Annotated in this window: 10 protein-coding genes, 2 pseudogenes and 1 riboswitch; of the genes and pseudogenes, 6 read left to right on the top strand and 6 right to left on the bottom strand. The window is 34.1% G+C overall.

The window, feature by feature from the left end:
• Positions 1-276 precede the first annotated feature (276 nt).
• From ACFVQC_RS27490 to ACFVQC_RS27470, 5 genes and pseudogenes are all read right to left on the bottom strand, one after another.
• Positions 277-591: a DMT family transporter gene (locus ACFVQC_RS27490; RefSeq protein WP_033713497.1), complete on the bottom strand. Its 315-nt coding sequence runs from the start codon at positions 589-591 to the stop codon at positions 277-279.
• On the bottom strand, positions 591-932 hold the full coding sequence (locus ACFVQC_RS27485; protein ID WP_377899868.1) for a DMT family transporter: 342 nt from the start codon (positions 930-932) through the stop codon (positions 591-593). Before ACFVQC_RS27485 ends, ACFVQC_RS27490 begins: the two co-directional genes overlap by 1 nt.
• Before the next feature lie 290 nt (positions 933-1,222).
• A pseudogene (locus ACFVQC_RS27480) lies at positions 1,223-2,080 on the bottom strand (AraC family transcriptional regulator); the annotation flags it as partial.
• A gap of 75 nt (positions 2,081-2,155) precedes the next feature.
• Complete coding sequence (locus tag ACFVQC_RS27475) at positions 2,156-2,644, bottom strand: hypothetical protein (protein ID WP_377899866.1); 489 nt, start codon at positions 2,642-2,644, stop codon at positions 2,156-2,158.
• Between the two features lie 53 nt (positions 2,645-2,697).
• Entirely contained in the window at positions 2,698-3,126 is a 429-nt protein-coding gene (locus ACFVQC_RS27470) for a collagen-like protein (protein ID WP_377899865.1), read from the bottom strand.
• An 834-nt stretch (positions 3,127-3,960) separates the two neighbouring features.
• Between ACFVQC_RS27470 and ACFVQC_RS27465 the strand changes: the two genes are divergently transcribed.
• The 6 genes and pseudogenes from ACFVQC_RS27465 (at position 3,961) to ACFVQC_RS27440 (ending at position 12,785) form a co-directional block, all read left to right on the top strand.
• Positions 3,961-4,947 carry a choloylglycine hydrolase family protein gene (locus ACFVQC_RS27465; RefSeq protein WP_377899863.1) on the top strand — a complete coding sequence of 329 codons (987 nt, stop codon included), beginning with the start codon at positions 3,961-3,963 and terminating at the stop codon, positions 4,945-4,947.
• A 52-nt stretch (positions 4,948-4,999) separates the two neighbouring features.
• Positions 5,000-5,063, top strand: a riboswitch (Fluoride riboswitch).
• 819 nt (positions 5,064-5,882) lie between these two features.
• Positions 5,883-6,581: a serine dehydratase beta chain gene (locus tag ACFVQC_RS27460; protein ID WP_377895234.1), complete on the top strand. Its 699-nt coding sequence runs from the start codon at positions 5,883-5,885 to the stop codon at positions 6,579-6,581.
• A gap of 22 nt (positions 6,582-6,603) precedes the next feature.
• Positions 6,604-7,494 carry an L-serine ammonia-lyase, iron-sulfur-dependent, subunit alpha gene (gene sdaAA / locus ACFVQC_RS27455; RefSeq protein WP_377895236.1) on the top strand — a complete coding sequence of 297 codons (891 nt, stop codon included), beginning with the start codon at positions 6,604-6,606 and terminating at the stop codon, positions 7,492-7,494.
• Between the two features lie 295 nt (positions 7,495-7,789).
• Entirely contained in the window at positions 7,790-9,109 is a 1,320-nt protein-coding gene (locus tag ACFVQC_RS27450) for an aromatic amino acid transport family protein (RefSeq protein ID WP_377899862.1), read from the top strand.
• 711 nt (positions 9,110-9,820) lie between these two features.
• Complete coding sequence (locus ACFVQC_RS27445) at positions 9,821-11,491, top strand: ribonuclease J (RefSeq protein WP_377899861.1); 1,671 nt, start codon at positions 9,821-9,823, stop codon at positions 11,489-11,491.
• 532 nt (positions 11,492-12,023) lie between these two features.
• Positions 12,024-12,785: pseudogene (locus ACFVQC_RS27440) on the top strand (hypothetical protein).
• 364 nt (positions 12,786-13,149) lie between these two features.
• Here ACFVQC_RS27440 and ACFVQC_RS27435 read toward each other — a convergent pair.
• Positions 13,150-14,463, bottom strand: coding sequence for a condensation domain-containing protein (locus ACFVQC_RS27435; protein ID WP_377899860.1), 1,314 nt, complete (start codon positions 14,461-14,463; stop codon positions 13,150-13,152).
• Positions 14,464-14,918: the final 455 nt, after the last annotated feature.

Here is a 14,918-nt window from a genome sequence, read left to right as displayed (position 1 = left end):
GTAACAGTTTATGTATGTCGAACAATTAAGATGGCTTCCTGCCATCCCTTGTCCGAAGCCAATTCATCTCCCACCTACTCACTAAGCGTTCCTTGCGGAAGGAGTCTTCTTGGCTAAAATGATAAAATTGTTTGAAACATAATAAAGTTGTTTAAAAAAGCCAGTCATTTTACTCAACAATTGGAACATTTTGTTGAAAAATAGTAAAAAATAAAGAAGATAATTCACTTGATAAAGACAGATTATCTTCTTCATAGAACAAATCTAAAAAATCATTTATGATACGAGTTTTAGACCTATTGCAGCACCTAAAACCATACCTATAAAAATAAGTCTTTTCCAGTCTTTTGATTCGCCATAAAAAACCATGCCTAAAATTGCACCACCAGACGCACCAATTCCAGTCCAAATTGCATAAGCTGTCCCCATAGGTAGTGTTTCCATTGCGTAAGCAAGAAATATAAAACTTAATCCAAATCCGAGAATTAACAAAACTAATGATTGCCAATTTCGGTCTTTATGCAATTTATTTATCATAGCAACACCAAACATTTCACACAGCCCTGCTATGATTAAAGAAATCCATGGCATTAGGATTCATCACCTTCCTGAACTTTGTCATCTGTAACTACTTTCAAGCCAATTACTCCAGCTAATAAAAATAAAATCAAGAGTACTTTTCCCATTTTAAATGGTTCACCAAAGAACAAGATTTCAGAAAAGACAGTTCCAGCTGTACCTAATCCAACAAAAACAGCATAAACAGTTCCCACGGGAAGCATTCTTCCTGCCATAACCATTAAATAAAAGCTGAAAAATATAGCAACGATAGTCCCCGTCCAAGTCCAAAAGCCATCAGCATGTTTTAAACCAATTACCCAAAAAATTTCAAAGAAAGCAGCAACAAATACTTTAATCCAGTCTTTACTCATCTAAAAGACACCTCCAATTTTATTCTTACCAAAAAAAACAAAAAAAGCCTAAGAGATAACTGTTAAACAGTTTCTCCCAGGCTTTTATCCTTCCGTGACACAGCAAACCTGTGTAGATACGATTCCGTTAGGAATATATGTGCTATATTCTCCTATATTTTATTTTTGCACCAGAATCCGTTTTTTTTACTTCAAAAATAGTCTAAATCCTAAGGTTAATAGATATGGGTTAACACTAAACATCCATTGATTAGTTACTGAAAACAAGTTGTTTTAATGAAAGTTTCACTTTATATGACAACATGAGATTTTCGGTATTTACCAGGTGTTTCGTTGGTGAATTTTTTAAAAATTTTAGTGAAGTAGCTTTGATCACTAAAATTGAGCGAAGCACAGATGTCTGATAAGGAATAGGTTGTGAAAGTTAATAATTTCTTTGCTTCTTCGATTCGTTCACATTGAATATACTCACTTAATGAAATACCAACTTCTTTTTTAAATAATATAGATAAATAATCCGAATTTGCGTTTGCAACTTTTGCAAGTTGTTTAACAGATATTTGATTATAAATATTTTTGAAAATGTAGTTTTGGCAAATTGCAATAGTCTTTGAGTGTTGCTGTGTTTTTTGTGCCTTTACACGGTCTGCGAAAGTACAGAAAACGTTTTTTAATAATTCCCAAACGGACTCTGGGTCTTTTGAATTTTCTGTTTTTTTAATGTATAGGTCATAAATCGTATAAGCAATCCCGGAAGGAAGACCTCCTTTTATCGCATATCTAGTAGCGAGTGTTATGGATGAAATACAAACATTTTTATGACGTCTCAATTGATGAAATGAAGATAAGGATGCAAGAGTCTCTTGTTGGAATACATAAAAATATTTGAGTACTGTTTCTTTATCTCCATTTTCTATAGCTTCAAGTAGTTGTTGTTCTAGATACAAATTATGACAGTTAGATTCGTTTTTTTTTTGCATTGAAATATATACATCTTCGTTCAAGAAACCGCTATGAATTTCATGAAGTGAGTCGCTGTTATTTAAAAAGGTACTTACATCTAAAATTTTTTTATAGAGAATGTTATAGAACAAAATCGATATATTTACAAAGGAAAATTGATCTTTGACCGGCAATGAAAAGTAATTCTAAAAGTGAAATCTTATCTTTACTACTGGGGTTTTTCTTTTTATTAACTTGATGAGCATCGGTCTGTGATCCTTTTAACACAAAACAATAATTTTATATGGTGTAGTTTGAGCTGGTATACTCATTGTTGTAAGACCATAAATAGCTATTAAATTTCGATTTACAAGATTCCCTGTAAAAAATTGACCGTTTGTTAATAAAATTTGAGTAGAAGGAGAAATATTTAATTTTAATTTTCCATCACCACTCTCCAACTGTTCATTAAAATAGTCTACTTTTACATTTTGATGGGGTTTATATTTAGCCATAACAATTGCTTGAAATTGTGGTGGGAAAATGAGAGGAACAGGAGCGTTAGCATCGTAAAATCCACTTACTTTATCTCCTATTACTACTGTTGCGTAGTCAATAAAATAAGTATTTGGTTTCACTACAAAATTTATTAGCGTTCCATAACCATTATTTACGGATATTAACTTATTACATCCCATTTCTTCATTTGATCCTGTTGCAAAATCACTAATCATAGTTATTGTACCCTCAACTGATTGAAAATTTTTCATTCTAATACCTCTTTTATTTATATAATTAAACTTTTAACATTACTCTATAATTTTTAAAAACATGTAAATGAACTAATCCTTCTTGTATCAATTCCAAAAATCATCCAAAACCTACCATTCCATCTAAAACCAGTAACAGATCTAGGTCCTACAAAAATCGGATAATACCAAAACTGTTCACCATTTGTAAGCCATATATATGTGTTTCGAAATAAACAGAATGAAATTGCTCCTGGATCAACAGCAAATGGTGAAGCTGTTGATTGTTGAGGAATAAATGATGGGGGAGGAGATGTTGGGGCTTGTGAACTTTGTTCTCCTGGAAAACCAGGTCCACCCGGAAAACCAGGTCCACCTGGAAAACCAGGTCCACTCGGAAAACCTGATCCACCTGGAAAAACAGGAATTTGAAGACCAGGGAATTGACGATCGAAGTATTGATCATAATTTATATAAGGATAATATAATGACTCATTATACATTTAAAAGTCACCTCTTTATTTTATAACTTCCTAAAGCATTAATATGTAAAATTGTCTGTACATGAAGCTTATCCGTTTCATGTATAGACAATTTTTTTATAAGGCAGATATATTTGTTTATGGGTGTGAGCTTATTGGCTGGGATGAAGCGAAGCTAGGGGGTAAGAGGAAGGTGAATTCTTTCGGATAATTCATTAAAAAAAAGATAGATATACGAAGAAGAAGTAATACAGTTTAACGTTAGTTTCAGTGAACCGTATCATAAGTAAATGAGGTTTATAGTCTTAGCCATTGATATGACTTGATTAGGAGTATTTTTGTATGTGAAAATACCGTTTCATACATAACAAAATATATTAAGTTTCGTAATAAAAATTTCTCAAAGATGTTAAAAGTGAAAAAGCTAGAATAAATGATAATCAACCTTTTAAGTATTAAGTACATAGTAATTTACAGAAGCATGCTAAAAAATATATATTAACAAAAAATAAGAATAAATTATCACAGGTTAAGGAAAATACACTAACATATCTGAAGTCGAAACAAGAAAGCTGGTTATTCGAGGAAGACAAGTGGGCTAATGGTGTGCCTTAAAATAATTACTACTTGATTTTGATCAGCAACATCTGCACCGAACATATTGGTTGCACTAATACTGTTAAAGGGATTAATAATAAAAGCAGCATTCGTTTCTCCTGATTCAATGTAATGATTTTACATTTTCTTTTGAAGATACAATATGAGCCTTCTCATGGTAAATAAAGGGGTTTTTAATTTACATATTTATCAGAATTTTGTAAAGTGTAATTAAAACTATATAATGGGGGATTCTTTATGTGTACTAGTTTGACATTACAGACAAAAAACTATCAGCACCTTTTTGCGAGAACGATGGATTTCACATTAGATTTTAATCAAGAAGTAATAATCATTCCTCGACGTTACCAATGGAACAATATAACTGGTGAAACCATCCGGGCGAAAAAAGCTGTTGTCGGAATGGGGATTAATCATCAAGGAAGAGTCATTATGGCGGACGGAGTGAACGAATCAGGTATGACTTGTGCAACACTCTATTTCCCCGGATTCGCTACGTATAGTGAAAGTATAGATAAAAATCAAATGAATTTAGCTCCATTTGATTTTGTGGCTTGGAGTCTCACACAATTCAATTCTGTTGAAGAGTTAAAAAACGCTGTTGATAGTATTTCTTTTTTGGATGTACCATTACCTGTTTTAGGAGTTACTCCACCGCTACATTGGATTTTAGCGGATAAATGGGGAGAATGTATTGTACTAGAGCCGACAACAGAAGGGCTAAAAATGTATAACAATCCGATAGGGGTAATGACCAATAGTCCTGAATTTAACTGGCATTTACAAAATTTAAGACAATATATCGGTCTTAAATCGCAGCCGTTTGCACCAACACAATGGGCTGATTTACCATTAAGTGCTTTTGGACAAGGGTCAGGTTCGATGGGGCTCCCTGGGGATTTCACCCCACCATCAAGGTTTGTGCGAGCAGCATATGGCAAACAAAACATTCAAGATATAGATAACGAAGAAGAGGGCGTATCGGCCATTTTTCATATCTTATCAAATTGTGAGGTTCCAAAAGGTGGAGTGATAACGGAAGAAGGTACATTAGACAATACCATCTATACTAGCGCAATGTGTATGGAGTCCGGTACATATTATTACCATACCTATAATTGTAGACAAATTACAGCCATTCATTTATTTCATGAAAATTTAGATACAGATGAGATTAAAACCTATCCGTTCCAGCGGAAACAAAAAATATATTATGAAAACTAATTAGATTTGGGCCAACAACATTTGAATAAAATAACTTAATTAAGTTTACTTTTCCATAATAGGCGATGGAGTTCGCCATAACTGCTAATTCGTTAGCTAATGACTCCTACTGACAAACGAGTTTTTTCCCGTTTATCAGTAGGAGTCATTTTTTTTGTATACCACACATAATTAGGTTCTGGTGCAAAAACTTTATTTCAAAGGCACAGTTAGATTTGAAATTTTCAAGAACTTCATGAAGATATTAGGTTTTTATTAGGGAAAGTCAAAATTCTTAGCTTGATAGAGATATGGTTCTACCCCGAAAAGAAGTTCCTTTTTTCTGAAATTGTATATAAATGCAAAATGTATTATTAATATCCGAAGAAGATATTATATTTCATTAATTTATTCCTTTCCATCTACATTAATCATTTATTGCAACAGCTTTCACGTCTAAAATAAGATGTTTCAACAAAGGAAAGTATAAGTATCTTTATAATGATTTTCCAATATAATCAATGTGTTAATGAAAGGAACTCTGTGTTATTTTTGCTTTTCTACTAACTAATACAGCTTCAAACAATGGACACAATTGCTACATGCCAAGTGTAATTTATTACCCATTCAAGATTCTGTTTATTCAATCTTTCTGAAAATAAAAAAATATTAGACTCATAAATATACAAGTTATAATGAGGGCGTCGAGAGATAATCTATTACCTCTAGAGAAAATATCAAACCTAGTTTTGGTGCAAAAATTCTAAAGACCTTGCAAGTAACCTTCTAAAATTGGACATACTGATATGATTACTCTAAGAAAGGTGTGTGATCAGAAGGGAAATTTATTAACACGAAATATGAAAGCGTTATCAACTTGATCTTATTTTGAATTGGTCATTCAAATATCTCAGATTCAACTGCAATAAAAAATAATAAATTATGGGGGTGCTTATATGAACATGAATGTAGCTTCTATTAAAGAAAAAAAGGTTGTTAAATACAAAAGTTGTTTTGATGTGATTGGGCCGGTAATGATAGGTCCTTCAAGTTCACATACTGCAGGTGCTTTGGCTATTGGAACAGTTGCCAACAAATTATTTCAAGGTCTTCCAAAAAAAGTCGTGGTAAGGTATTATGAATCATTTGCTGAAACCCATAAAGGACACGGAACTGATTTTGCAATTATTGCTGGGATATTAGGATTTGCTGCCGATGACAGCAAAGTGCCAGATGCTATTAAAATAGCAGAATCTAAAGGAATTGACATTACCTTTATTGAAAAAGCGGGTGATAGTCCTGCTGGTCATCCAAATACGGCAGATGTATATTTAGAGGATGAAAGCCGAAGTATTAGAACAATGGGTATTTCGATCGGCGGTGGATTAATTGAAGTCAAACATGTTGAAATTGACAGATTTAGCTTAGATCTGCAGGGGCCATTGCCAGTTATTATTGCGATTTCCGAAAGAGCTGACTTTGAATTTGTCTTACGCAGGATTTTTAAACAATATGATGTTGAAATTAACAACTTTCATAGTTTAGAAGAAAACGGAAAATATTTATATGCATTCGCTTTGGATTCGCTATTGCCTGGTAATATTCAGAAGGAATTAGGAAATTTAAGCAATATAGCTAATCTCATTATTCTTTAGTTACATTAAGGAGTGAAAAAATATGTATATGACCATAAAAGAAATTGTGGATGCAGCTAATAAAAGCCAAAAGCCAATCTATGAATTAGCAATAGAACAGGAAATCGAACAAACTAAAACGTCTTATGAAGAAGTTTGGAGTAAAATGGAAAGAAATTTAGCGACTATGGAAAATGCCATAAATAAAAGTATCGAGGGCGACGGGGTATTTTCTCCAACCGGTTTAACCGGAGGTGATGCTGTTAAAATTAAAAACTATCGAGAAAATAGGAAAACTCTTTCTGGAGATTTGATGGTGTTAGGGATTCAAAGTGCTATCGGTGTTAATGAAGTAAATGCTGCATTAGGGGCTATTTGTGCAACTCCAACAGCAGGTGCGAGTGGGACGATCCCGGGAGTCCTATTTAGTATTAAAGATACGTTGCAATTAAGTCATGAAGATATGATCCATTTTCTATTCACTTCAGCGTTATTTGGAACGATAGTCGCAAATAATGCTTGTATTTCAGGAGCGTACGGAGGATGTCAAGCTGAAGTAGGCAGTGCCTCAGCAATGGCGGCTGCAGCAGCGGTAGAAGCTGCCGGAGGAACGCCACAGCAATCTTCTGAAGCTTTTTCAACCGCATTACAAAATTTACTCGGTTTAGTTTGTGATCCGGTCGCTGGCTTGGTAGAAATTCCTTGTGTAAAGAGAAACGCCATTGGAACGGCAAATGCTTTAGCAGCAGCGGACATCGCATTAGCCGGCGTAAACAATATCATCAATGCTGACGAAGTTATTGAAGCGATGTATAGGGTGGGAAGACAGATGCCTCGCGAATTAAGGGAGACAGGTTTAGGCGGAATTGCGGCCACACCTACAGGGATTGCTATAAAAAATAAAATCTTTGGAGAGAAACAATCAAATCAATAAACAGTTATCGGAAATATTGTGAAATAGTTAACAATTCTATTTTCTATTGTTCTCCTAAGGATGTCTGTATATTGAGATTCATTATCACTAAAATGTACTACTATATAATTAAAATGTTTTGTAAGCGCTAATAAACCCATCAGGTTGATGACTAGCGAATTTTTCGATTTTGATCAACTTAGAAGAAGGACACACGATATGGCGCACTTTGTAAGCAATTCATTCTTCAAGAACGATCTATATTCCTAAACCTTAAAAAGAGACGTAAGAATAGGACACAAGGAGGAATTATTATATGAATGGGAATACTGCAAAAAAAATAGAATTTCAAGCTGAAAATACTGCAGTAAAAAATGAGAAATATCCAGACCCTAAAAAGTGGCATAAACAGGATACTACCTGGGCATTGAGCCTTTTTGGAACAGCAATTGGAGCAGGAGTACTCTTCTTACCTATTAATGCAGGTTCAGGTGGTTTATTATCATTACTGTTAATTACCATACTTGCATATCCTGTTATGTATTACTCACATAGGGCGCTTGCTAAAATGATATACGCTTCTAATTCTGCTGATGAGGGGATTACAGGTACAATAAGAGAGTATTTCGGAAATAAGGCAAGTATCATTTTTAACATAGTATATTTCGTCTCAATTTATACGATCGTGCTGATGTATTCGGTTGCACTTACAAATACTGCAAGTAGTTTTATCGTGCATCAATTGCACATGCCGGAGCCTCCAAGGGCCGTTTTATCGCTTGTATTAGTACTCGGTCTTATTGCTATACTAAATTTTGGTCAAGATATCACTGTAAAGATAATGAGCATGCTAGTATATCCTTTCATAGTTTCTCTACTTTTTATAGCAATATCTTTGATTCCACAATGGAATACGTCAATGCTTAGTTTTTCAAGTGTTTCTACTGCTTCAACAGGAACAGGATATTTAGGAACAATATGGATGATACTGCCAATCATCGTATTCTCGTTTAACCATTCGCCTATGATTTCGTCATTTGTTATGAAACAGAGAGCTACGTATGGAATAGAAGCTACTGATGCCAAATGTGCTCAAATACAAAAAGTTTGTTATATCATGACATTCGCTGTTGTTATGTTCTTTGTTTGGAGCAGTACCTTAAGTTTGACTCCAAATGATCTTATGATGGCAAAAGAACAGAACTTGTCAATCCTATCATATCTTGCAAATGAGCTTAATTCGCCTGTAATCACTATTGCAGCTCCTATTATTGCTTTTACGGCCATAACAAAGTCCTTCCTTGGCCATTATATAGGAGCATATGAGGTAATGCGTGACATGATTATCAAGTCCAGTAAAACACGCGGGAAAGATATAGGAGAAAAAACAGTTAAGACTATGATCCTTACTTTTGTCGTATTAACATGCTGGTATGTTGCTTATGCAAATCCAAGTATTCTTGGACTTATTGATGCTCTTAGCGGTCCGTTAGTTGCTGCTATCTTATGTATATTACCAATGTATGCGATCCATAAAGTACCAGTACTTGCTAAATACAAAGGGAAAGCGAGCAATGTATTTGTTATTATTATAGGTATCCTTACTGTCCTAGCAAGTATTAAGTCATTATTCTAATCCACTATTGTTAGTACTGATGCAAAAATTGTGGGATATGAAAAAAGAACGAAAGATTCCTAGCGGAACTGAATTTTATATTGTTGAACCAAAGAAATCATGGTTTTGGACAAACTTTTCATCTTGGAGAGTTTGTCCTTTTTTGATTATATGCATAATTTCTATTCTAGCAATCACCCTAATATGTTTGCAATGATTTTAATCCAAACATATTAGGGTGTCGTCCCATATCCATCAAGCTAATAATTTGAAGTATCCCTTAAGGTTCTGATGAGATGTGGATTCAGTGTTAAAGGTCAAGACAACGGTTTTTCCAATGCACGTAGATATGATTTAGAAGAATTTGTTCTCACCCTAAGCTATGCAATTTGTATGAGGAGAGCTTCTTCTGTTTTAGAGGGCCATTCTACAATGTAAGTGCCGCATGACTTCTGCAAAACGATCTTCCATTATCGGGTGCATTTCTTAAAAAAGAATTGCATCTTTATTAAGAATCGAAAACCATGAGTGATTTCAATAGCAGCTGTCTCCATGGGAGGTAAGACCTCGATAACAATGTGGGAAACGAAGACATCAATGTTGTAGTCAGTATATTTAGGAAAAACAAGTCTAAAGTTCCCTTTTTTCTAGGAATCTCGAGCATTCAACCCACTGATAAAGGGAAACCTAAAGGGCATACTAAGATTATATTTAAAATGGGAGGTTATAAATTTGAGTACAATAGAGAATGCATTATCTATCTTCGCCTTAGGCGGCTTGAATGAAATCGGAAAAAATATGTATGCAATTGAATATTCAAACGATATCGTGATTATCGACTGTGGCAATAAGTTTCCAGATGAAAGTTTATTAGGAATTGATTTGATTATCCCTGATATAGCTTATTTAGTAGAAAATAAAGATAAAGTCAGGGCTTTAATTGTCACACATGGACATGAAGATCATATCGGGGGGATCCCGTTCTTCTTAAAAAAATTGAATGTACCCGTTTATGCCACACGCTTCACACTAGGATTAATTGAAATCAAATTAAAAGAACATAAACTCCTAAGAGAAAGTGAACTTATTGAAATCAACTCAAACTCAAACTTGACAATTGGAGAAATAAGGGTAAGTTTTTTCAAAGTGACCCATAGTATTCCTGATTGCTTGGGAATAGTCTTTCACACACCAGAGGGTAATATTGTACATACAGGGGACTTCAAGTTTGATTTAACCCCTGCGAATAATGAGAATTCGGATATTCATAAAATGGCTGCAATCGGCAAAGAAGGGGTCTTGCTTCTATTATCTGAGAGTACCAATGCAGAGCGTCCTGGTTTGACCCCATCGGAACAAATAGTAGGTGAACATGTGGAAGCAGCTTTCATGAAAGCCGAACGCAAAGTTATTCTTTCTACCTTTGCTTCAAATATTAGTCGCGTTCAACAAGTCGTGAATGCAGCACAAAAAACAAATCGAAAACTTGCGTTGCTTGGACGAAGTATGGTTAATGTCATAGCGGTTGCTATGGAACATGGTTATTTAACAGTTCCAGATGGAATGTTAATTGACCCACATGAAATCAATGAAATGGCTCCTGGAAGGGTGGCCATTTTATGCACGGGGAGTCAAGGAGAACCATTGGCTGCTCTTGCTCGCCTGTCCACTGGAAACTTTCGCGGTGTCGACATTTTACCTGAAGATACGGTTATCTTTGCAGCAGGTCCAATACCCGGGAATGAACGAAATATCACGAGTATCGTAGACAACTTATTTGCCCTTGGAGCCAAAGTGATTTATGGATCAGGAAGTACATCCGGAATGCATGTTTCTGGCCATGGTTATCAAGAAGATTTAAAACTAATGCTTACATTAATGAAACCAAAATATTTTATTCCCATTCACGGTGAATTTAGAATGCTGCACCATCACCGTTTGTTAGGGGAATCCGTTGGAGTAGAGCAAGGAAACACGTTTATCATCAATAATGGGGATGTCGTCGATATTGAACATACCATTGCCCGTCAGACCCGGAAAATACCGGTGGGGAATACCTACATAGACGGGGAGGATGTCGATAATATTGGGGAAATTGTGTTACGAGACCGCAAACAACTTTCAGAGGATGGGATGCTCATGATTATTTTAACTATGAGCAAAGCGGAAGGAACGTTGATTTCTGACCCCGATACCATTTCTCGTGGATTTGTGGATAGAGATTTCTCGGAACTCCGAAGAGACGTTAATCGACTTACTATAAAAACTGTTAACGAGCTACAAGAAGCAAATAGAAACTCATGGAATGTAATGAAAAAACAAATAAAAAAATCAATACGACAATATGTATATACACATACTAAGAAAAAACCAATGATTGTACCTATACTTATTGAAATTTAATAGGGGGAAGTTTAAAAAAAAATGAATTAATTGATTTTCAACAATTGGGCATAATTCTCTAATAAGAATTGTGCTCTTTCTTTTGTATTGGACCATTTAATGGAATAAGAATCCCAAGCAAAATTTAATATTTGTGAAGGATTGCACTTAAACTAAAGGACAGGTGTAGAGTGACTATATAGGTATTTAATTTTAAAACTTCAAACACACATAACCCCATGCTGATTTTAGGAGGGGGTCAAAATAAAATAGAAGAAATTAATAAGGTGCAGCAAGCAAACCTTTTAGAAATGGAAAAGAGATTACTAAGCGAATTATAGAGAGAACAAAAAAAGCATCCAGTGGGGTGCTTTTTTTGGGGGGGGGAATAGAAAATCTCTTACTAACTATATTTTAAATATAATTAATAATTTCGGTACGTGAAGTTTTATGAAATGTCCAGTTAAGAGCTTACATTTAGTAATAGTAGGGAAGAATGGATAGTTAGAGTTGGAATCAAATGTATTTACCAAAATGAAAATGGAGGTGTGTTATGAAATTTCTTTTTAGGGAATGTAAAAGGCCTTTAAACGCGTTTAGTGCTGCTAATACATACTTAGATTGCTTGGTGCAAACTAAAACGTATCTGCAGCTTCTATTACTAATCTTATTTTGTATTGCTACAGTATATTTGCCTTTCCCTTTATTTTCGCTTAGGTATATAAATAATATAGACATACTGCTGCAATACATAATTAAAGCAGTATATTTTTCGTTTCCTATCTCATTTGTTTTTCTACTCATAATGTGGGATCAAAGATTTTTGATTTCTAAAAAAATTACTTGCCGGCAGCTAAAAAAATCTTTCTTCAGTGCTTTTATTATTTATATTATAATATTGTTGTTTTTGTCTGTACTAATATCTCTTACAACATTCAACGGAACATCTAACCCCATTGAAAATGAAGAGATGACCAATATGTTCCTTAAAACGCATGGTATTGCAATTCAATTAATTGGTGAGAACATTATGTTTGTATCTATATAATTCTTTTGGCACAAAATCATACGTTCCTTCATAATAAGTCCTATTACTTCAATTACAACCTCTTTAATTTTGTCTGGAAGCTCATTTGGACTACTCCATCTTTCTACATATAATTATAATTGGGTGCAATGTTTAACTATCATCGGTATACCAGCTATCGCTCAAATGATTTTCTTTCTAATATTTTAAAATATTCATATGGGATATATGCTTCACTTCAATTACAATTTAATCATCATACTTTTTAACTACATAGTTTCTAATTAAACTATTTTATAACTAAAAATAAAAGAAAAGGTACCCCTGCTGCAAGGTACCTTTTCCAAGAGGTATAACTCATTGCCTGAGCGATCGTTGATCAAATAACGCTTAGACTCTTAGATGAGTTATAATTTTATTATACATTGATCATACCAAAAATATTATCAATGGTGAAATTAGCTTCAATTATTTTTAAACGACTTTATTTAGTAATACAAATTTAAAGAAGAAGGATGTGAAAATTGAAACCAGATAGGGTTTATTTGGAATGCAAATCTATAACGAAATTACACTGGAACTTTTGAAAAAAAATTTCATGTAAGATTATACTTATATTAATTTAGCTTATTGAGCGTGGGGGATACTCCGATTACAATTGCGATAGTTGACTGACCACACTTTCCAAAAATTGCTCTACCTTTTCTTTTGTTGTATCTGGCGAATGATAGCCAATCGTAAATGTAAGTCTTCCATTATAAGAGCTTGCTCCCATTGTAAAGAATGGTGCATACATAATAGGTGATGTCATATACCCGTCCTGAGCCTGAACTTCACCAAACTTAATAGGTTCATTTGCTATCGATCCGATATTAGTAAGTAACGGTAAAGCCATTCTCATCTGTAAAGCCTGTTCGTATTGCTGTTTATACATTTCCTTCACTTCAGATAGCTTTATACTTGCCAGTAATTCCATTCCTGCCGCTGAAGAAAGACCTGGATTTTGAGATTTTATTTTATCCATTGATTTTTTGACTCGAACTAGGGTTTGATTAAATGAGTCATCATCTTCCATTTTAATCACTGGCATTTCCATACCGGATAAGTTGCAAATTGAACCAGTTGTATGATTAGGAAGATATCGGCGTAAATCAATTGTTATTCCGATCATTTTTTCTTCGGTGCGAGGTTCTGCATACACAGTGAAATGTGATAAAGCTCGGAAGTATGCAGTCATGATTACATCATTCAAGGTAGCCTGTTGTGCTTTTGTCCATTGGATTAGACGTAGAGTTTGCCCATGGCTTAACCGCCGCACGGACATTTGTGGATAAGTATTTTTGTTCGGTTGAGATGGAAAAGACCATAACGCTGCTTGTTGTTCTTGGCTGGGACGATACGCACTTTTTATGTCTGTTATTCCAGCATATTTGAAAACAAATGATTGATCGCGAAACCCCTCATTTCCTGCACCAAATCCCTTTATAATTTGATCCTTAGACTGCCCCAGAGAAAGTTGAGTATAAATTGCTCCCAGCAAATTAATATATTCCTTGACTCCTGCACCATCTGAACAAAGATGGGATAATTTAATAACTAATATATTTTTTGTAGTGCCTCGTAATAATTTTGTTTGAACCATAGGCCCCTGAATAGGATCTCCAGATTCCTTGATAAAATCTATTGTCATCATTTCAAGTTCTTGATCATTTCCTTCTGCAAAAAAACAAATTGTTGAGTTAATACTAGATGAATGTTCCTCCCAGTAAGGTATATCACTTTCTACAAAACGACTGTTCAAAACTGGCTGTAATTGTAACGTTATCCTTACTGATTGTTCGAGTATTTTCTTTGATATACCTATAGGGAAATAAAGAACGGCATTAATTTGTTGATTTGCCGAATAAAGACCTAATATATAATTCATTCGATCTTGAGGTGTTACTGGATACTTTCTTTTTCCCATAATTTTGTCTCCTTTTTAAGACTATTTTTGGTTGTAATCTCGTTCCTCATATGGTTGTAACTTTTCTTCAAGAACTAATCATGCGTCGTTTTCAATTTTGTTAGTATGTCAGTTTTGAAAGCCTCTTTTCTGTACTAGTTACATATTTTTTTGGTATTAACATTCTCTATCGGTTTCTTTTTTCGGATAAAAAAAGCAAACGAAGAAAAAAATTGTTTGGGTATTTATAAACATTTTATGATAACGTTTATTTATAATCAATAAAAATAATCCAATTAATTTTATCTTTTTCCGACATTTTTCTCCCATCTATTTACTCAAGAATTTCAAAGCTTTTTATCTCCAAATATCTTACGAAATCTTGCCAGAGAGTTTGGTTTCGTGCAACGAACCTGTAAATACCAAACAAAAGATTTACTCAATTCAGGAGTACGGATAGAAAAAAGAAAGAGATT

The sequence above is a fragment of the Bacillus sp. NPDC057893 genome (assembly GCF_042796455.1).
Taxonomy (GTDB): domain Bacteria; phylum Bacillota; class Bacilli; order Bacillales; family Bacillaceae_G; genus Bacillus_A.
Note: the sequence above shows the minus strand (reverse complement) of the source record. Positions and strands in the feature narration are given on the sequence as shown.

Excerpts from the sequence above, each read along its gene's own strand:
- ACFVQC_RS27490 (WP_033713497.1), bottom strand. The coding sequence starts at position 591 with ATGCCATGGATTTCTTTAATCATAGCAGGGCTGTGTGAAATGTTTGGT.
- ACFVQC_RS27485 (WP_377899868.1), bottom strand. The coding sequence starts at position 932 with ATGAGTAAAGACTGGATTAAAGTATTTGTTGCTGCTTTCTTTGAAATT.
- ACFVQC_RS27475 (WP_377899866.1), bottom strand. The coding sequence starts at position 2,644 with ATGAAAAATTTTCAATCAGTTGAGGGTACAATAACTATGATTAGTGAT.
- ACFVQC_RS27470 (WP_377899865.1), bottom strand. The coding sequence starts at position 3,126 with ATGTATAATGAGTCATTATATTATCCTTATATAAATTATGATCAATAC.
- ACFVQC_RS27465 (WP_377899863.1), top strand. The coding sequence starts at position 3,961 with ATGTGTACTAGTTTGACATTACAGACAAAAAACTATCAGCACCTTTTT.
- ACFVQC_RS27460 (WP_377895234.1), top strand. The coding sequence starts at position 5,883 with ATGAACATGAATGTAGCTTCTATTAAAGAAAAAAAGGTTGTTAAATAC.
- sdaAA (WP_377895236.1), top strand. The coding sequence starts at position 6,604 with ATGTATATGACCATAAAAGAAATTGTGGATGCAGCTAATAAAAGCCAA.
- ACFVQC_RS27450 (WP_377899862.1), top strand. The coding sequence starts at position 7,790 with ATGAATGGGAATACTGCAAAAAAAATAGAATTTCAAGCTGAAAATACT.
- ACFVQC_RS27435 (WP_377899860.1), bottom strand. The coding sequence starts at position 14,463 with ATGGGAAAAAGAAAGTATCCAGTAACACCTCAAGATCGAATGAATTAT.